The 16,173-nt window shown below is 49.7% G+C and carries 25 protein-coding genes; 6 read left to right on the top strand and 19 right to left on the bottom strand.

Features of this window, described 5'->3' with window-relative positions:
• Both HV345_RS06575 and HV345_RS06570 read right to left on the bottom strand, forming a co-directional pair.
• Positions 1-2,124, bottom strand: coding sequence for a phage terminase large subunit family protein (locus HV345_RS06575; RefSeq protein ID WP_096757376.1), 2,124 nt, complete (start codon positions 2,122-2,124; stop codon positions 1-3).
• On the bottom strand, positions 2,066-2,629 hold the full coding sequence (locus HV345_RS06570; RefSeq protein ID WP_096757377.1) for a hypothetical protein: 564 nt from the start codon (positions 2,627-2,629) through the stop codon (positions 2,066-2,068). The genes HV345_RS06575 and HV345_RS06570 overlap by 59 nt, the downstream gene beginning before the upstream one ends.
• A gap of 324 nt (positions 2,630-2,953) precedes the next feature.
• On the opposite strand from HV345_RS06570, the gene HV345_RS06565 reads away from it, so the two are divergent.
• Positions 2,954-3,238, top strand: a complete 285-nt coding sequence (locus HV345_RS06565) for a type V toxin-antitoxin system endoribonuclease antitoxin GhoS (protein ID WP_096757378.1) — start codon at positions 2,954-2,956, stop codon at positions 3,236-3,238.
• A 167-nt stretch (positions 3,239-3,405) separates the two neighbouring features.
• On the opposite strand, the gene HV345_RS06560 is transcribed toward HV345_RS06565, so the two are convergent.
• The 17 genes from HV345_RS06560 to HV345_RS06485 form a co-directional block, all read right to left on the bottom strand.
• Positions 3,406-4,044: a hypothetical protein gene (locus tag HV345_RS06560; protein WP_181636399.1), complete on the bottom strand. Its 639-nt coding sequence runs from the start codon at positions 4,042-4,044 to the stop codon at positions 3,406-3,408.
• 59 nt (positions 4,045-4,103) lie between these two features.
• Entirely contained in the window at positions 4,104-4,397 is a 294-nt protein-coding gene (locus HV345_RS06555) for a hypothetical protein (protein ID WP_181636398.1), read from the bottom strand.
• A 31-nt stretch (positions 4,398-4,428) separates the two neighbouring features.
• Positions 4,429-4,626, bottom strand: a complete 198-nt coding sequence (locus HV345_RS26370) for a hypothetical protein (RefSeq protein ID WP_233608902.1) — start codon at positions 4,624-4,626, stop codon at positions 4,429-4,431.
• Complete coding sequence (locus HV345_RS06550; protein WP_080100495.1) at positions 4,583-4,852, bottom strand: hypothetical protein; 270 nt, start codon at positions 4,850-4,852, stop codon at positions 4,583-4,585. The genes HV345_RS26370 and HV345_RS06550 overlap by 44 nt, the downstream gene beginning before the upstream one ends.
• 7 nt (positions 4,853-4,859) lie before the next feature.
• The gene (locus HV345_RS06545) at positions 4,860-5,474 is read right to left on the bottom strand and encodes a glycoside hydrolase family 19 protein (protein ID WP_115207177.1); all 615 of its coding nucleotides are present in this window, start codon (positions 5,472-5,474) and stop codon (positions 4,860-4,862) included.
• The gene (locus HV345_RS06540; RefSeq protein WP_044702861.1) at positions 5,475-5,756 is read right to left on the bottom strand and encodes a phage holin family protein; all 282 of its coding nucleotides are present in this window, start codon (positions 5,754-5,756) and stop codon (positions 5,475-5,477) included. It lies immediately after the preceding gene.
• Complete coding sequence (locus HV345_RS06535; RefSeq protein WP_001283172.1) at positions 5,743-6,129, bottom strand: phage holin family protein; 387 nt, start codon at positions 6,127-6,129, stop codon at positions 5,743-5,745. The genes HV345_RS06540 and HV345_RS06535 overlap by 14 nt, the downstream gene beginning before the upstream one ends.
• Positions 6,130-6,222: 93 nt before the next feature.
• Positions 6,223-6,474, bottom strand: coding sequence for a hypothetical protein (locus HV345_RS06530; protein WP_233615108.1), 252 nt, complete (start codon positions 6,472-6,474; stop codon positions 6,223-6,225).
• A 116-nt stretch (positions 6,475-6,590) separates the two neighbouring features.
• Positions 6,591-6,995, bottom strand: coding sequence for an antiterminator Q family protein (locus HV345_RS06525; protein ID WP_181533073.1), 405 nt, complete (start codon positions 6,993-6,995; stop codon positions 6,591-6,593).
• A complete protein-coding gene (locus HV345_RS06520) occupies positions 6,985-7,629 on the bottom strand; it encodes an MT-A70 family methyltransferase (protein ID WP_181636397.1) in 645 nt (214 codons plus the stop codon). Before HV345_RS06520 ends, HV345_RS06525 begins: the two co-directional genes overlap by 11 nt.
• Positions 7,626-8,243 (bottom strand): recombination protein NinG, encoded by a 618-nt coding sequence (locus HV345_RS06515; RefSeq protein WP_181533069.1) that lies wholly within the window; start codon positions 8,241-8,243, stop codon positions 7,626-7,628. Before HV345_RS06515 ends, HV345_RS06520 begins: the two co-directional genes overlap by 4 nt.
• The gene (locus HV345_RS06510; RefSeq protein WP_086550850.1) at positions 8,240-9,211 is read right to left on the bottom strand and encodes a toprim domain-containing protein; all 972 of its coding nucleotides are present in this window, start codon (positions 9,209-9,211) and stop codon (positions 8,240-8,242) included. Before HV345_RS06510 ends, HV345_RS06515 begins: the two co-directional genes overlap by 4 nt.
• An 8-nt stretch (positions 9,212-9,219) precedes the next feature.
• Positions 9,220-10,749: a DEAD/DEAH box helicase gene (locus HV345_RS06505; RefSeq protein ID WP_181636396.1), complete on the bottom strand. Its 1,530-nt coding sequence runs from the start codon at positions 10,747-10,749 to the stop codon at positions 9,220-9,222.
• A complete protein-coding gene (locus tag HV345_RS06500) occupies positions 10,742-11,017 on the bottom strand; it encodes an NUMOD4 domain-containing protein (protein ID WP_181636395.1) in 276 nt (91 codons plus the stop codon). The genes HV345_RS06505 and HV345_RS06500 overlap by 8 nt, the downstream gene beginning before the upstream one ends.
• Positions 11,018-11,177: 160 nt before the next feature.
• Complete coding sequence (locus tag HV345_RS06495) at positions 11,178-11,456, bottom strand: hypothetical protein (RefSeq protein WP_025711394.1); 279 nt, start codon at positions 11,454-11,456, stop codon at positions 11,178-11,180.
• Between the two features lie 41 nt (positions 11,457-11,497).
• Positions 11,498-12,028, bottom strand: a complete 531-nt coding sequence (locus HV345_RS06490; RefSeq protein ID WP_000528109.1) for a YmfL family putative regulatory protein — start codon at positions 12,026-12,028, stop codon at positions 11,498-11,500.
• A gap of 28 nt (positions 12,029-12,056) precedes the next feature.
• Positions 12,057-12,254 (bottom strand): Cro/CI family transcriptional regulator, encoded by a 198-nt coding sequence (locus HV345_RS06485; RefSeq protein WP_115643048.1) that lies wholly within the window; start codon positions 12,252-12,254, stop codon positions 12,057-12,059.
• Between the two features lie 134 nt (positions 12,255-12,388).
• Here HV345_RS06485 and HV345_RS06480 point away from each other — a divergent pair, with 134 nt between their 5' ends.
• The 5 genes from HV345_RS06480 (at position 12,389) to HV345_RS06460 (ending at position 16,137) form a co-directional block, all read left to right on the top strand.
• Entirely contained in the window at positions 12,389-13,003 is a 615-nt protein-coding gene (locus HV345_RS06480) for a LexA family transcriptional regulator (RefSeq protein WP_240357407.1), read from the top strand.
• Positions 13,004-13,232: 229 nt separating this feature from the next.
• A complete protein-coding gene (locus HV345_RS06475; RefSeq protein WP_181636394.1) occupies positions 13,233-13,844 on the top strand; it encodes a ClpX C4-type zinc finger protein in 612 nt (203 codons plus the stop codon).
• A 703-nt stretch (positions 13,845-14,547) separates the two neighbouring features.
• The gene (locus tag HV345_RS26365) at positions 14,548-15,222 is read left to right on the top strand and encodes a hypothetical protein (RefSeq protein ID WP_255467599.1); all 675 of its coding nucleotides are present in this window, start codon (positions 14,548-14,550) and stop codon (positions 15,220-15,222) included.
• Positions 15,223-15,612: 390 nt separating this feature from the next.
• Positions 15,613-15,765, top strand: coding sequence for a hypothetical protein (locus tag HV345_RS06465; RefSeq protein ID WP_162875782.1), 153 nt, complete (start codon positions 15,613-15,615; stop codon positions 15,763-15,765).
• A gap of 12 nt (positions 15,766-15,777) precedes the next feature.
• Entirely contained in the window at positions 15,778-16,137 is a 360-nt protein-coding gene (locus HV345_RS06460; RefSeq protein ID WP_096846331.1) for a hypothetical protein, read from the top strand.
• The last annotated feature ends 36 nt before the right edge of the window (positions 16,138-16,173 follow it).

Here is a 16,173-nt window from a genome sequence, read left to right as displayed (position 1 = left end):
TTATTTCGGCAGAAGTTGTGACATTCGCTTACGCTTAACCGGTGCAGCTTCTTCAATGACAACGCCGGGTAACTCGTAGCTGATCTGTTCTTCCTGCTTAGTGGGAGCTGGCAGGAATTTATCTGGGTTAGCTTCCAGATTTGCTGCCCGAACGTTCAGCTTCAGTCCCATATGCATAAGCCCACAGAGCGCGGCGTAACCATAAACACGGCAATCCAAAGCTTCGTTAGCCCTACCAGGAATAGCTTCCCAAACGCTGAAACGCTGCCCTGCAACCACCTTGTATACGAGCCGCTCAGCAAGTAGTTGGTTGAAGTAACCAATATCCCGATCCTCCGGGAAATGCATATATCCAGCTGCAGGCATACCAGGCGCTGGCGGTTCAAGGTGCAGTCGCCCACGAATTGCATCCTTCGCAGAGTTAACACCCAGAATGATTGGCCTGAATTGCGCTTTGCTTTTCGATGAAGGTCTTTTTGTCGGCCAGACTGGGTTTCGTTTCCCACCCTGTGCTGATTCGCCTTTGATGGCCCAGATACGACGCCCGAGCCGTTCTTTTGCAAACTCGTAAACTTTCTGAGTGTGGTGACCACCGGAGTCATGACAGGCCGCCATGATGGTTAGTCCCCGGCCATCAGCCCTACGCCATACTTGTTTGAGGTACGCATCAAGCCGCCGCCATGGTTCATCAGTTTCGAGATCGCCATAGATAACATCATGGGAAACGGACCAGGACTCTTCGTTTCTCCCCCAGCCAATTACTTCAATCTCAAAGCGATCGTCCTGGGTATCAATTCCAGCCGTCAGCAATGCAACGCCATCCGGAACTTTTGCTGGGAAAACCTCACGGCGAGATAGAAGAATATCTACCGGAAGCTGCTTACCGTGATTTGGCCTGTGAGGTAGCCCCATTTGGGTATTCCACCAGGCTTGCTCTTTGTCCGGGTCCCCTTTAGCTTTGATGTACTTCTCAGCGATATCAGATGGTTTATCTTTCTGCCAGGGGCTAAATAATTTTGATGCCTGGTATCCGGCGTGATGGTTATCAACGGCTTCACGCCCACAATCCGGGCACGTCGCACGATAGACAGCGTGGCGCTCAGACTCGGACCAGCTCCAAACTTTATCGACACTCCCCTCATCCACAATTCGCCAGGCCGCGTCATAATCCATCAATGGGGAATGACGATTACCGCAGCACTCAAACGGACGGGTCTGGTGCCATCGGATGGTCTGTAATGCTCTTAACCGTTCCCCCTCTGACCAACCAGCCCCACAACATTCACAGTACAGCATGGCTGACTTAGTCAGATGCTTATCCCCGTCTTTCGGCCATTGAACGTGCTTAAAGAAATCAGGGAATTGTCGATGGCCACAGTGCGGACAAACAACAGAGGCCCGGCGCTGGTCTGAATCTGCATAGCTATCCGCTATACGGCTTTCATCCTCAACCGTGGGAGAACAGGCTCTGACAGACAACCAGGTTAGGCCAAAAGTAGCGGTTCGTTCTTCCGCCAGGGCGATAGGATCACCTTCACGGGTAATCGGATATTTATCTACCTCATCCGCCAGAAGGACACGGATCGGACGACGCGCAAGGTTATCCGGGCTACCAGCACCAGCCAGTGCCAGAAAGCCGCCAGTAAACGATTTGTAGAGAATGGTTTCTTTAGAGCTCTTTTGCTTTGAATCACCAATAATTTTACGAAGTACTGGTGTCACCCTAACCAGTGGGGTGATGCGCTCTTTCGAGAACTGCTCAGCAGCTTCTTCTTTCGGCTGCAGCAGAAGCATCGGACACGGATCAAGATGAGCAAAATAACCAAACAGGTTTTCCAGCAGCGCGGTTTTCATCAACTGGGTACAGCACATAACCGTTATGACGTGAACGCCAGATTCTGTTGCCGCCAGCATTGGCCCACGGGCAATTTCAACCGTAGAGGTTTCCCAGTTACCGGAAGTACTGCCTGCCTCTTTCGCTAGTTTGCGGAAATCGTCCGCCCACTGAGCCACGCTAATTCTCGGTGGTGGAGTCCATCCTTTCCGGACACTAAGCCTAAGTCGCTCAATCTTCCGCTGGGTTAAATTCTGGCTCTCCGAGGACTGAGATATGTTTGTGGACATTTTCAATCAGCACCTCTGTCATCCTGTCCGCTGGCACATCCAGATCAGCAGCCATCAACGGTGCCACTCGGGAAGGCCAGTTCAGCCAGGCATCACGCTGTTGGCGAAAGGCGTTGAAAAGAACCTCCTCGGCGGCAACCAATTCAATTGTCTGGCCGCTGTCTTTTTCATACTGAAGCTTTGCCAGCAGAGCCATATAGTTTTCACGTACCCTTGCAGCCTCTTCCCTGCTCAGTGTTGCACCTTCGGTAAGAATAATTTGCTGGGCCGCTTTCTCAATTTCAGTACCACCGTCATTACTGGCGGCAGGTGTTTTCTTTTTTTTCGCGTTCGTGGCTCGCGGGTCTTTACCATCACGATTTTTCTTTAGCGCTGCATCACTGGCTTCAACATCAATCAGGTCACCATCCATCACGATGAAACGACCAGCTTTTATCCAGCGCCCGATGGTCTTACGGTCAACCCCCGAGTGTTGCGCGTACTGGCTCTGATTCATCGTTGTCATGGGACATCACCTGGGACATTTTTTGATTGGGACATTCGCCTGGGACATTTTTCAAATTTCCCACCTAAATGTCCCACTGGAATAAACAGGAATAATCAGCGCTGGCGCGGTATGCCAGATGATCCACCCATGGTGGGGCATGGGACACAAATTCAAATTTTGTAGCTAGGAAAACAACGCGGCGCGCAATGCCCGTGCCTTACAAAAGTCACAGGAAGGACCCAAAATTATCTGAGCAGCACTGCACCTTGACTTGCCTGTATTTTCACCACTTCAGGCTCGGTGGTATGCTGAAAGCTCTCACACCGCCAGCAAGGAAAAAACATGGCAAAATTCACAGTTAGAGTAGAACTTCGTAATTCAGAAGATGCTGACTATGAAGAACTACACAAATCAATGAAGCAAAGAGGATTTAATAGAACGATCACGACAGACTCAGGCAATACTTATTATCTTCCAAGCGCCGAGTACAACTATGAAAGCACCAATAAATCAAAAGAAGATGTTGGTAATCTTGCTGAATCCGTTGCTGAAAAAATTCGCCCTAATCCAATCGTGATGGTTACGAAGTCTGCTGGTCGATATTACATAAACCACGATAAGGTTTAGCCCTCGTGATCTCCGGACTCCAGAGCTTGCTTTGCAATCCATATGCGGGCCTCTGTGCCTGCATTTGGGGTTAATTCCTGAAGCCGCTTAACATCCTCAAGAAGCAGAGCGATAACATGCCTGAATTCTCGTTCATCCATTTCAACCACCTCATTTCATTTAGTATGCTATTTTGCCGTTCGAATTGCCTCAGCTATGGCGCTGCTTAGCGCACCCGGTAGCAGACCAGATGCCATTGCGCGTGAGCGGTCCATATAGCCCAGTACAGGAGTCACCGGTAGCGCATCACCAAACCGAATCAAAAGCTTTGGAGAACGCTGTTTACGCTTCGGTCTTCGCGTCCCATTAGCGGAGCGCTTGGCTCGTCGCTTCTTAGCTTTCATCGGTTTCTTACGCTGCCAGACGGCGTTAACACCATCGACCTCGCCTACGAATACATTTTCCTTTGTTTTAAGCTGTGAGAGCTTATTACGCAGCATGTTGCCGTATTTGTTCAGCTTAACGTTCTTGGGATTCAAAAGAGCCTGGCTATTGAGCTTGTGCTCTCCACCAAACTCGAATGGTTCCAGATAACCAGCAGCGGTATCACGGACAAAAACCTTTGCAGTCAGATTGTTCTTTCTTGCCGCCACCGAACCAACTGATTTAACGGTAAACGGCGTGGGGCTCTCCAGATGCCGTTCGAATGCCGTTTTCTGAGCCACCTCAATCTGGCGTACAACTTTTGTCATCGCTTGAGCAGTGGCGAACGGTATCTGTTTCTGAACTTGTTTCAGCTGTTGAGACAAGTCTTTAAGAGTTGGCATTCGTGAATCCTTACCTAGGGCATTATCGTAGACATTCAGTGAATGCCTGCTGTAATGCCTTACTCTTCAACCGCCGCACCTTCCGGCAACTCAACACAACCAAAGACAGGCATACCCGGAGAACGGTCATCTTCCACCGCTACCAGTTGCGATTCGGAAAACCAACGCTCAGTCGCGCAATTATCCGCCGCCTGGTAGTAAATAAAGTACTGATTCTCACCATTGACATGCTGAGAACGGGCTTTTACCTCACCAAACTCATCACTGATACGCAGGTTCACCAATTGACCCAGGCTGAATTTAAATTCTTTTGCCACCGGCAGAATTGAGTCACAACGTTGTTCTTTTTTCATTCTTTACTCTCTTAGTAATAAAAAAGCCTCGCTATTGCGAGGCTGGGATGATTTTATTTGGGCAGTTATGCTGAACAGACCTGTTATGCGCCAATATGTCCCGCTTCGTCTGCTTATCCAGCACAGCAATGTCGTGCTCAGTAAGGTAGATGATGCTTACCCAGTCACAGGCCGTGTCCGTTACTTCAGGTTTTGCGGGTAAATTTTTCGCGCAACTCACGGTCAACATCGTCATCAGGAAGATGATTAACAGTCTGCTGTACATCCCTGGCTCCTTTTGTTGTTTCTACCCGGCGTTCGGCTACCGCTTCTGTAGCTGCTGCACGCTCTTCAGTGCGTTGCTGGTCCGCTTTTGTTTCGGCGATACTGGTACCGCGAGATTTACCCAGACCAAAAGCACCGGCAATTGCTGCCAGCGCGGCAACAATCAGGCCGATAATCATTTCAAGTCCCATAGTGACCTCACACCAGTGCGGCTTTAGCTTTGGCGTAACGTTCACGGCGGTCTTTAATGCCGTTCTGCCCGCCGTTAATAATCTGCGTGACGCGTTCCACATCCCCCGAATAGAGGAGACAACCGCGTAACGTGAAGTACCATGCCGCCGAACGGGCCGCGTGTCGCTCTTGCGTCAATAGTTCCGGAGTGCTCACAAGGTCAAGCTTCAGCGCTGTACCGCATTTGGTGTAGTTCTCACGACCAGTGATTTGCAGCAGGCCACGACCGCGATATTTCCAGCCATCACCCTGACTGTTATTCCCCATGCGGTCACCGTAAACCAGATTGGCTATTTGTGGCTGATGAGCGACCTGTTTACCATCAACACGACCCAGCATTTCACACTGATACGGCGTCAGGCGATTACCGAAGGTTTTCTTCAGCCCTTCAACCGAGTAGTTAAAGTTTTCTACCAGCGAGGTAAAGCCATTGGATTCATGCCCAACTTGTGCAATGAACATGGCCTGATCATTAATCGCTGTAATTCCAAAGTCTTTCATTGCCGCATCAATGTGCGGAAACCAGCGCGCAGAAAGCCCGGCGCTGATACCAGCCGCCTGCTGAAATTGTGATTGGTTCATTTATTGCCTCAGATGATCAACCAGGCGTGCCACGTTGCCTCTGACGGCGACCAGCACAGACAGGAAAATAATGTTGGCCCCGATAGTGGCCCACGATGAATAAGGGTAGATACCGCAAAGATACGCCAGCGGTACGGCGCTATAGATGACCGTAAGCAGCCACGCTAAGCGAGATATCCATGGTCGATGTTGGGAATCACCGCGACGGTAAAACATCAGGGTCAGCACTACCCCAGCGCAAAGCAGCGCGTTGATTGTTGCCGATGGGTCATTTAGTACCACCTGAACCTCCCCGGCGCGTTATCAGCGCCACCAGCGAGCCGACATCCTGGTTGTTCAGGAACGTCAGGATTTTGACAGCTAAAGCCGAAACGATTACGGCACCGATGGCATCCAGAGGCTTATCACTGTAACCAGTCCAGTCAGCCAGCTTTGAACCCACCAGCCCTGAGCAGATGATCCCGGCGATGTAGGACACGACAAAATACGCCAGCCGACGCGTTGCACTAAGGTCCGCAGCTGTTGCAATGTAAAATACAGCTCCGGCAAATGCGCCAAACACGACGCCGTAATCGGTTCCGGACAGAAATCCATAAACACTGGCACCAGTCAGGACACCACCAGCCAGCCCAGTACCGGAAATCGGATCGGACATTTAGCCCCCTCTTTATTGCTGTGAGTCCTCTCAGAAATGAGGGGAATAAAAAAGGCCGCATAAGCGACCTTCGACATTGGGTTATTGGTGTTTTTATATCCAGCGGTTCATCAATTCCGGCTGTACCTTTTGAAGCACTTCTTGCGGTGATGATGCCTCAATAATTTCTGAGAATACACATCCCCTATCATTGAGCATATGCTTAGACCTAGCCATTTTAGCGCTATCTCTATCAAGATACTCTTCTGAAACAACAAGATGCTTCTCAACTTCCAAACCTTCCTCTTTATGCTGGTAAACGTAATAAAACCCCATGGAATCTCCTTTCGTTTGGGTGTCTGTCATGAATACCACCATAAAGCAAAAAACCCCGCCAAAGCGAGGTTTCAAATTCTTTTAAGTTCGTGTCTAAGTGACCACTCTTAACATATTAATAGGTAAAATTCGTAACGAATAGTCTTTTACGCAACTTTATCTATTCCTATTTTGTGAGCCCACTCATCCATTTCTAATTTAGCCCCCGTCATGATGATGCAGGCATCAATAAACGTTTCCGCAATCATCAGCCTGTTTCTTATTTTCCCCTCAGAGCATTTTTGTTGCCGCGCAATTGTCGATTTGGAGACGTTATACATGTAATGCAGCATGATCAGATTTAACTCGTCTTCCCTTCCGTGTCGCTTAAGCATCCCAACAGCCGTATCAACAATCATCCCATCATTGTCACAGCATGAATCTCGGGATTTACCTACTGCTGGAAGGAGCCCCTTAAACCCGGCTGCGATAGGTGACCAACTGACCTGAGTCCCTTCACTCGTCGCCCAGGTTCCCCAGCGTTCCAGTACCAGTTGAATATCACGCTGCATTGTTCACCTCTTTAATTTGTCCTGTAATAAGTTCGACGCTGTTGTTGCACTCATTTCCCCAGCGGTCCCATCCTTTCCACTCTTCCCGAGCAAATAATTCGATTCGTTTCACTTCGCCGTATAGTTTTTCCAGTCGGTTCCGAACTTCCCACGGCTTCGCGCTGTGTTCGCCCAGGCAGGTATGAACAACTTGTTTTACCGATGCGCTGGCGCGTTGTAGGCCCGCCCCTCTGGTAGCGATCAGGACGTCCTCGGTATTGCTTCGGGTATGGTTGCCGCCATTCATGCGGGTCTCGCTTTCCAGCATTTCTAACAGGTCGTTAAAGTCCACCAGCTCACCACCAGCCAGCGCCTTATCAAAACGTTTAGCGGCATGCTGATTCAGCTTCACCCAGGTAAATCCCTTCATGGTGCGGACTTTAAATCCCCAGGACTCAGCGAGGGCCACAGCTTCACGGTTATGGGTGCCGGTATACCACATGGCCAGTACCGCATTCTCAGCAGCCAGCGACCACACTGGCAGACGTTTTAATTCCTCAATCCCCATGGTTCCGTAATGATTACAGGCAGCGCCGTTGCTGATGGTGTTCCCGTACTCCCAGGGTGGATCACAATAGATAAGGTCGTAGCTCATGCGGCCCTCTGCTTTTTCAGTTCGCGGGTTTTACGGCGGTAAGTAGCCGCAATCTCTTCAAGTTCTTCTCGTGAGTAGTGCTTCGCCTCGTGTGGCCCTTCCAGCCATTCCACCAGCTCAATACCAAACCAGTCGATGAGCGTTGCTCTGTAACGTTCGTGCACCGTCTTGTTTTTAGCGGTAAAGCGACCAGCACCACCGTTACAGGCTTTGCACTGCCGATATGCGTTCTTTTCTTCAAAACGCAGTTCAGGGCGCGAGCCAACACTCAGGAAGTGCCCACAATCCCACTGACCGCCGTAGATCATTGGTGGGTGGTAGTTACCGCAGGATGGGCAAGGTTTCCCCTCGTCTCGTTCACGGATGAAAGCGTTAAACGCCGTTTGCGCCTTACTGACAAAGTACCCACGAGGCTGGAGCGCCTTCTTGCGAATCTTCAGGTTTGCTTTGCTCTCCTGTGCAGCCTTTTTAGCCTTCTGCGCACGGTTGTAGTCAATGGCACAACGAGGACCACATACTTTTTGAAGGTTACGAGTAGGCGTGAAGGTATCCCCGCACTGAGCGCATTCCTTCGGTTTGTAGGTTTTCACCTTCGCCTTTACCGGCTTTTTCATTGCTTCATCCCTCTGTGAAAAACCCACTCGTAGACTTCGGAGCCATTGTTCAGCAGGTCGTTGAAATCCCCCTGGGCAGGCCAGCGGACGGAGACAGTCTCCAGATCGTTTTTTGCGTGGAGGTTTGCTTCGGCGCATACCATGGCTGCAGCATGACCAGCGGCGTTAGCGTCGGCATCAGCAAAAATAATGAGGTTCTTTACCCCTGCAGGAACGCGGAACTTTTTCATGAAAGCCGTGTTCATCGTTGCCCAGGTATTGCACTTGGTGATTTGATGGCAGGACAGTGCCGTTTCGATGCCTTCGGCAATGCCCAGCGTCGAGGCTACAGGGAATAAACGAATAGCTACGGATTTGGCGTACTCCAGGTAATTGTCTTCCTGGAGCTTCATCATCTTTTTGGCTGTGCCACCTGTTTGGGCTTTCTTCTCGCCGTCGAGCAAGGTGCGGTGCAGATAGCAAAGCTCGCCTTTGTCATCCGTCGCCAGCGCATAAATAGCCTGAAGGTTTTTGCCGTCTACAGGCTGTTTGTCGCAGTATCTGATGCTCTCAACCGGAAGAGAGTTAATCCCCCTGCCTTTCAGATAGCCTTCAGCACCGGTACCACGTAGCGGAGTGAGCTTTGCAAATTTACGACTGACCTTTTCGCGCTGCTGCGCCAGCGATGTACGCGCCGGGTTTGTGGTGGTGCGATCTGGGGTGTATTTATTTCCGATCAGCTCATCGATCTCAGCTGCCAGAATCCTGAACTCCTTCCCGGTTTTTGCTGCCAGCAGCGCCCAGCCGTCACCAGAACCACACACGCAGATATAAGACCCGGTGCCATCCTTGTCATCACAACGAAATTTCCCCTTTCTTCCGCATACCGGACACTCTTTCGGCCAGTGTTTTTTCCCCGTCACGCCAGGAAGGCCAAAGTATTTATAAATTTCTGCCCAGCGGCCTATTGCTGCTTCTTTGGTGCTCAGTCTGGTGTTCATGCCGCTTCCCCCTGGTTCTCTTTGCGTTTCGCAAATGCGATCAGTTTTGATTTGATGAAATTCGATACTTCAGGCGTTGTTTGCTGCGGGGTGTGGTGTAACCCACGAGGCCAGACGCCGAATTTTTGTTTATAGGTATGAGCACACCAGCCGTCACTGACAGGTCGTCCCTGCGCTGCGCGGGTGCGCTGATAGAAAAGAATTTGTGACCACCATGATTGCTTCTGCTCAGTGGTGTACTTAACTTCCGCTTTGCTGACCTTTGTCAGCCCTCGGGATTTATCCGTTTCAACGTCTTCCCCGGCCAGTGGCTTAAATCCGCATTTAGGGCAGATATAAATACCCGCTGGTTTAACGAAGTGGCACTGGCTGCATTCTTTCGGAAGTTTCTCCGCTTCATCGGCTTTTACGACGCGCTGGGGAGCCTCTTCCATGCCGTCCGATGACGATGGGAGGTAGTCATATTCAATATCGTCCGGGTAGCCCAGCTTGTTCACCGTGCCGCTGTGGTCGAAGATGAGGCAATGATCTTTGCCAGGGGCAGCGCGTAAGCCGCGACCCAGCGTCTGAATCCAGCGAATTTCACTTTTGGTCGGACGGGCAAAGATGATGCAGCGAACATCGCTGTCGAACCCGGCGACTAGCACACCGACATTCACGATTATTTTGGTAATGCCCTGTTCGAATCGGCGGATCACCAACTGGCGTTCTTCATGGGGTGTGCTTGCCGTCATGACTTCAACGGTTACCCCGGCACGAGCAAATTCCATCGTGACGTAGTTCGCATGGGCTACATCAACACAGAAACAGATTGTTGGGCGGTCCTGCCCATTCTCCAGCCAGTTTTTCACGATGTCGCCAACTAGCTTGGCTTCGCTCATGACTTTGCTGAGCTGGCCTTCTTTGTAGTCACTGCCATAACCAGAGACATATGACGTTTCCACCCCAGTCAGATCAGGATGTGAGGGAGCGTAAAACTCATACTTACTCAGTGCGCCAATAGCGATCAGCTCTTTCATCGTCGTAGGTTTGATGAGGCGCTGGTAGTAATTGCCCAGGAACTTCGCAAAAGGCGTACCGGAAAGACCGATCACTTTCGTTGCGGTGTTGCGCGTCAGGTTGTCGATGACCTCCAGCAACTTTTTGCGCTTCAGGTGGGCTTCATCAACGATCAGCAGGTCGATGTTATCCGGGAACTCACGACGAATAAGCGTATCGGCACTGGCAATCTGAATAAGCGCTTTCGGGTTATATGACGGGTGATCACGCCAAACATAACTGATCTCTTCGCCAGGAAGACCATATTCCATGAATCGGGTGGCAGTCTGGTCAAGCAATACCGTATACGGGGCCACAAACATTACGCGCATTTCGCGGCTGACAAAGCCATCAGTGATCAGCGCGGCAATAGCCGTTTTGCCGAAACCAACCGGGGCATAGAGCATGAACGAATTATTCTGCTTCCATGCGCCGCGCAGCATGTTGAGCGCGACGATCTGTTTCTCGCGAGGCTGGATGTTAAGCATTGGTTGATATCTCCCCGAAAGCTTTAGCAACCAGATCGGCAATGACAAACTTCTCGCGCTGACGCTGAACGGACAACGTAACCGTTTTGGTGCCGTCTTTACGCATGCGGCCTTTGAGAAAACCGCCGTGAATGTGACGAATAAAATATTCAGAGTTAGCCAGACGTGGAATGCTGCGAACACGGCCAAGATTGCTGACTTCATAAGCTTTTGAATAAAGCTCAACTGGAACAGGGGCCCATTTTTCGTTAGCGTCTGAATAAATCATTTTATCTCCTTTTGGATGGCTAAACGTCTGGATTCCCAAGCGACGTTTTAACCCCATACAGTGATCTATCTGTTAGATCGATCTCTTCTGGTAAAGCTGTTCCAGCCCTTCGGGCTAAAACCCAACACCGCCCCCTTTCCCCCAACCCGATTTCAAAAATTCATACCCTGGGTGGGAGCGAGGTATATCCCCTGACCGCTGGGGTATATCTCGTGCAAAACTCTCGCAATCGGCGGTTTGCCGTTCGTCGTGCTGCGTTCTGCTGCCGGAAAGAAACCGGTTCTGCGTCGAACGCCTCCTGGTACGCCTGCGCATACGCCATCGCGATTTTTTCCCGCATACCTGCCGGGAGTGTTGCTAACTGCTCTTTAATCCACGGGGCGTCCTCACGAGCAAAAACCGTGGGCATAGTCACGTGAAAATATTCGTCCTGATACATAAGCCCTCCTGCGTCACGTCTGTGAGCCGGGCGTAGACTGATTAGTCTGGAGGTCTGGAAACCTCATCAGGGGCACAGAAGACCCGGAATAACAGCGTCAGGTGTTCCTGCCATTTGGTCATAACCTGATAGCTGTTCTCTTCAATCTGAGCGCGTTCAGCGGCGTCGATAACTCCGTCTGCTGTAGCTTTACGGATGTACTGAGAGTGCCTGCCGATCCACTCTATGGATTCCATCAGGCGCTGATTGATGTCGGCGTTATCAACATCATCAACATCTGCCAGCGGCACAAACAGACCGTTCGAGTTCCTGGCAACAGCATTTGCGATATGGTTTGATCCACCAGCAGCCTGCAATACCATCGCCCATCCCAACGGGAAGATTTGATCGCCAGTAGTGCGGAGTCGGTTATGCAGAGGATCGGTTGCAGGTGTTACGTCATCAGACTTGTATACACCCAGAATTTCTGCAGCTTCTTCATAGCCACCAGGTAAATCGGCGATAGTTCTTCTTATCGCGGCCACCAGCCACGCTGGCTGTTTTTCAACTTTCCACTCTGGTTGATTACCCACGACTCACCTCTTAATGTTGTGGTTACTGTCACGCTGCGGATTCGTTAGTCTTGTCATATGACTTAGAGTCAAAGGTCAGCGCCCCGTCTGTTTGTTTTTCGGCTAGCAGTGCGTACTGCCAAGGGACAATTTCTTTCCAAAGACTTACCGTGGATTTAGAAACCCCTAGTGCTTTTGCAGCAGCTGTCGCTGTTCCAAAGTGACTGATTAGATCTCGCTTTAACATTTTCCTCTCCGAGGTAAGAATGATGAAAATTAGTTTAACGTTTCAAACTAAAAATAGTCAAGAAATTAAACAGCAATCTGTTTAATTATTTAAACATGATCACTGAAGGCATGAGCGACCGCATAGCGCGGCGTATGAAAGCGCTAAAGCTGAAGAGCACGCATCTTATGGCAGCTACTGGCGCGTCAAAGGGCACCGTGAGCCAATGGGTAAACGGAGGAACTGAACCATCCGCAAGATATTTAAGTAAACTGGCGGGTGTTCTCGGTGTAAGCGAACGCTGGCTAACTGAAGGCGGTTTGATTGAAGAGACAACAGGAAATGCGGAACCAGGCCCTGACCTGCGGCGGCGTGTTCCTTTAATTTCATCAGTACAGGCAGGTAACTGGAGAGAAATGATTCAAGGGAATTGGGATGATGTTACTCAATGGATCGAGACTACCGCAAAGGTTTCTCCTTATTCATTCTCCTTACGAGTATCAGGCGATTCTATGTCTGCGCCTTCTGGCAGTGGAATTTCGCTACCTGATGGTTCGATTGTCATAGTTGATCCTGAAGTAGAAGCTACGAATGGAAGAATCGTTGTCGCACGCATTAATGGAACCAATGAAACTACAGTCAAGAAATTAGCTATTGATGGTCCAAACATCTACTTAATGCCATTAAACCCAGCTTTTCAACCCATGCAGATAGACTCTACCTGTGAGATCGTTGGTGTCTGCGTGCGCGTAGAAATGGATTTGCTTTAAACATTTAAAACTCCCCTCCTGACAAACCAGCCTCGTGCTGGTTTTTTTTCGTCCCATTCCATTTAGTTTCATTATTTAAACAATTCTATTGACAGTTTTGTTTGAAAGATTAAACTCACTATCAACAACAGCGAACAGGCAGGACGCCCACGAAGTAGCCGCCCGAGGCGTATGAAGATCGGGATGATTCGCAAGCAATGCGCAAAGCCAGAAACTACAGGACGACATTATGGAACTCATTAAGTGTGCATTCTGCGGAAAGACTCGGGGCGAGGTGCCTTTAATGATTCACCACGCAGTAAGAAACGCTGCGATCTGCTCTGACTGCACCTCTGCATGCATGGAAGTCGTAAACAAAAAACTGGTTGTGCCGGTGATGCCTGATGAATTGCAGAAAGCTAAGGCTATTTTCGAAAAAGAGTCAGGGAAAGAGGCCACTGCTGAAGAGAAAGATGAAGTAACAACCACCGTTCGTGGCGTGGATGTGCAAAAGGATGGGGCTCATTACGGTGAAGAAACTGTCGTTAAAGCCCCGCCATATCGACTCTCAGAGAAAAACGTTTACGAGATGTGGACAAGAGTCAAAAAACAGGCCGAAGACGCGCTTCAGTTCTTATTCGTTACTTCAGAGGTCGAAGCACACAAAAACAACGACCCGTTATCGAAGTGGATAGTGGTGGTTTACGAGGACCGGGTTTGCTTCGAGCGGTTCGGGGACGGCGTAAAGCTTGAAGGTTATGCCCCAGTTCCACCAGCAGAAGCAGCTGTATACGCCGCCGCTATTGTGAATGGTCTTGAACCACCAAAAGGTCTTCGTCAGTGCGATAAACCGACTGATTAAATTCGATTTGGATCATGTTCGGTCCCTGAGGCTTTACGCGATAGAAGTCTAATCCGCTAAACGAGACTCGGGTATCTAAGGGATAGCCTTTTAGCTGCTCCAGAAGTGTTTCTAAATCAATGGTGTGGCTTTCAATAATTTCTTTAGAAGGCATTCAGATTTCCTCTCTGTTTGTGGTGAACAGAGGATACCACCGCCGCCTGAGGTGGGAAAACAATCAGGCGTCAGACCTGAGTCAGTTTGCGAGCTGGCTAAGTTCTGAAATACCGCTCTTTAACAATTTGAACACTTACAGCGTCAATGACCTGTTTAGACCCCTACACGTAAACGTGGCGTAGCACCAGGCGCGATCCGGTTGGTGTGAGGTTATCCCCGCGCGAGAGCGAGAACGGCGTGAGAACGGGCAACACTGATGGGTAGTTGGCGCTGATTTCAACTGAGAGGAGTAATGATTATGAAGCAGTAAAGCGGATAGACCGCATCTTGATGCCTTATCAGGCAGCGTGACGACGGCGTTAATACGGTCGGGTTCCCATGGCGACGTAGTGAGGGAAAGGAAGCGTGAAGCATCACTAAGTAACCGGTTAGCGCCCAGTTAACGCATAAGTAGCTCAAAGGAAGAGATGTGATTTATTCCAGCCCCTTCCGTATGAGGGGGTTGGGCTAAATCCACCAGTAGTAAGTAACGATTACGGAGATGATTATGTTGAAAAAACAACCTTCTGTATGTGCCGGAGACTATTCAGAGGAAGATATGTATGAGTGGATACAGCAAAAGGCAAAATCTATAGAGCAATTAAAATCTGCCCGCGCCAGTAAAGAATTCCTTCAGCGTGAATTGGACACTGTTGATAAGCTTATTTTAAGCCTGACCTCTGATGCTGCCCTGGAATATTCCACACATAAACAGGCAGCAACTCATCCTGACGTAGATGAGAGAACCTCGCGTGATGTTTCGGTGCTGATTTACCTGCTGGAGAAGCCTACAGGCGATGCTGCGAAGGATGCGGAAAACGCAGCGCTGGCTGATATGTACAGAGCTGCGTTAAAAAGTGGAAAAATAGTTGGTTTTATTTCTGACAATGCACCTGGTGTTTCTGAAGCCCGCAAGGCACTTGGTCAAGCATGCGTGGAAACAATAATCACAATTAAAAAATCAGAGATTGAAAAAATAATCCCTGATAAAGAAATGATATCTGTCGATAAAGAACTATTTAAAGAGCTTCTTCAACTGATCCTCAACCTTCCTGATTTTGGAAGTAAGCTGGCTGCTATTGACATTGATAGTGGCCCCACATCGACAAGTGAAACCTTTGTTCGACTTAAGCCAAGCGATTTTCTTCTTCGTCTTAGTGCCGCACTCGGGGCATGCGGGTAACGTAATTTCCTGATTATCAAAAGCGCCCATAAACATCCCTCTTGGTTGTGTGAGAACTCCAAGATACCACCGAGCCTGAAGTGGTGAAAAGACAGGCGTCTCATTAGCTAAACATAGTTCCCTTTGGGGTGTGGTGAATTGCAGTCCACCGAGACAAGCCGAAGATTAGCACCGGCCACCGCACCACCAAAGTGAGCTAATCACTAATTTCTAATAGTTGCTGTGCCTTGGCGGCTATCTGGTCTTCAACCAACTCACAGGAGGATGAAGATAATGTTCTGACAGATAGCCGCCCTTTTTATTCAATGTGTCCGCTTCCGGTGTCGGCTGGGACTCCCTACCCAGCGCGGGTTCAACTCCTGCCGGATACCTAATCAAATGGTGACTTATATGACCTTCCGTAACGTTAATTTTTACTACGGCGACCTGATGCGCGTCACTCGTGGTGTGCAGGCTGTTCGTAATCCAAAAACAATCGCTAATTTCTGGCGGCGTAGCTGGTTATGCAGGTTACTCACTCAAAAAGGCGATCCTCGTTTATAACTGGAGATAACTATGTCAGAAACAAAGAACACCACACCATTCAGCCAGCAACTGGCTTATATCAATAAAGGCACTCTGGATGCTGAGCTAACCGAAGCGCTGGCCGAAGTGATTAAAGCAGTCCGTGAGACTGGCAAGAAAGGTGCGGTTACGCTGACGCTAAATTGCGCCATGCTGAATACCCGTGACGAAAACACCATGAAGGTAACGCCAAAGGTCTCCCGAACCATCCCTGAACTGGACCGCGCTGATACCATCATGTTTGCAACCGCCGATGGCGATCTACTGCGTGACGATCCTGCGCAGACACAGCTTGATTTAAAGGTTATCGAACCTGCACCACAAACAGCACCTATCAAGCTGGCCCAGTAATACCCACCAAACAAACCATTCCAATCTGATAAGGAA

Source organism: Citrobacter sp. RHBSTW-00986, from assembly GCF_013783065.1.
GTDB lineage: Bacteria > Pseudomonadota > Gammaproteobacteria > Enterobacterales > Enterobacteriaceae > Citrobacter > Citrobacter braakii.
Note: the sequence above shows the minus strand (reverse complement) of the source record. Positions and strands in the feature narration are given on the sequence as shown.

Bases quoted from the DNA above. Each gene is read 5' to 3' on its own strand.
- HV345_RS06575 (WP_096757376.1), bottom strand. From the start codon at position 2,124: ATGTCCACAAACATATCTCAGTCCTCGGAGAGCCAGAATTTAACCCAG.
- HV345_RS06570 (WP_096757377.1), bottom strand. From the start codon at position 2,629: ATGACAACGATGAATCAGAGCCAGTACGCGCAACACTCGGGGGTTGAC.
- HV345_RS06565 (WP_096757378.1), top strand. From the start codon at position 2,954: ATGGCAAAATTCACAGTTAGAGTAGAACTTCGTAATTCAGAAGATGCT.
- HV345_RS06560 (WP_181636399.1), bottom strand. From the start codon at position 4,044: ATGCCAACTCTTAAAGACTTGTCTCAACAGCTGAAACAAGTTCAGAAA.
- HV345_RS06555 (WP_181636398.1), bottom strand. From the start codon at position 4,397: ATGAAAAAAGAACAACGTTGTGACTCAATTCTGCCGGTGGCAAAAGAA.
- HV345_RS26370 (WP_233608902.1), bottom strand. From the start codon at position 4,626: ATGTTGACCGTGAGTTGCGCGAAAAATTTACCCGCAAAACCTGAAGTA.
- HV345_RS06550 (WP_080100495.1), bottom strand. From the start codon at position 4,852: ATGGGACTTGAAATGATTATCGGCCTGATTGTTGCCGCGCTGGCAGCA.
- HV345_RS06545 (WP_115207177.1), bottom strand. From the start codon at position 5,474: ATGAACCAATCACAATTTCAGCAGGCGGCTGGTATCAGCGCCGGGCTT.
- HV345_RS06535 (WP_001283172.1), bottom strand. From the start codon at position 6,129: ATGTCCGATCCGATTTCCGGTACTGGGCTGGCTGGTGGTGTCCTGACT.
- HV345_RS06530 (WP_233615108.1), bottom strand. From the start codon at position 6,474: ATGACAGACACCCAAACGAAAGGAGATTCCATGGGGTTTTATTACGTT.
- HV345_RS06525 (WP_181533073.1), bottom strand. From the start codon at position 6,995: ATGCAGCGTGATATTCAACTGGTACTGGAACGCTGGGGAACCTGGGCG.
- HV345_RS06520 (WP_181636397.1), bottom strand. From the start codon at position 7,629: ATGAGCTACGACCTTATCTATTGTGATCCACCCTGGGAGTACGGGAAC.
- HV345_RS06515 (WP_181533069.1), bottom strand. From the start codon at position 8,243: ATGAAAAAGCCGGTAAAGGCGAAGGTGAAAACCTACAAACCGAAGGAA.
- HV345_RS06505 (WP_181636396.1), bottom strand. From the start codon at position 10,749: ATGCTTAACATCCAGCCTCGCGAGAAACAGATCGTCGCGCTCAACATG.
- HV345_RS06500 (WP_181636395.1), bottom strand. From the start codon at position 11,017: ATGATTTATTCAGACGCTAACGAAAAATGGGCCCCTGTTCCAGTTGAG.
- HV345_RS06495 (WP_025711394.1), bottom strand. From the start codon at position 11,456: ATGTATCAGGACGAATATTTTCACGTGACTATGCCCACGGTTTTTGCT.
- HV345_RS06485 (WP_115643048.1), bottom strand. From the start codon at position 12,254: ATGTTAAAGCGAGATCTAATCAGTCACTTTGGAACAGCGACAGCTGCT.
- HV345_RS06480 (WP_240357407.1), top strand. From the start codon at position 12,389: ATGAAAGCGCTAAAGCTGAAGAGCACGCATCTTATGGCAGCTACTGGC.
- HV345_RS06475 (WP_181636394.1), top strand. From the start codon at position 13,233: ATGGAACTCATTAAGTGTGCATTCTGCGGAAAGACTCGGGGCGAGGTG.
- HV345_RS26365 (WP_255467599.1), top strand. From the start codon at position 14,548: ATGTTGAAAAAACAACCTTCTGTATGTGCCGGAGACTATTCAGAGGAA.
- HV345_RS06465 (WP_162875782.1), top strand. From the start codon at position 15,613: ATGACCTTCCGTAACGTTAATTTTTACTACGGCGACCTGATGCGCGTC.
- HV345_RS06460 (WP_096846331.1), top strand. From the start codon at position 15,778: ATGTCAGAAACAAAGAACACCACACCATTCAGCCAGCAACTGGCTTAT.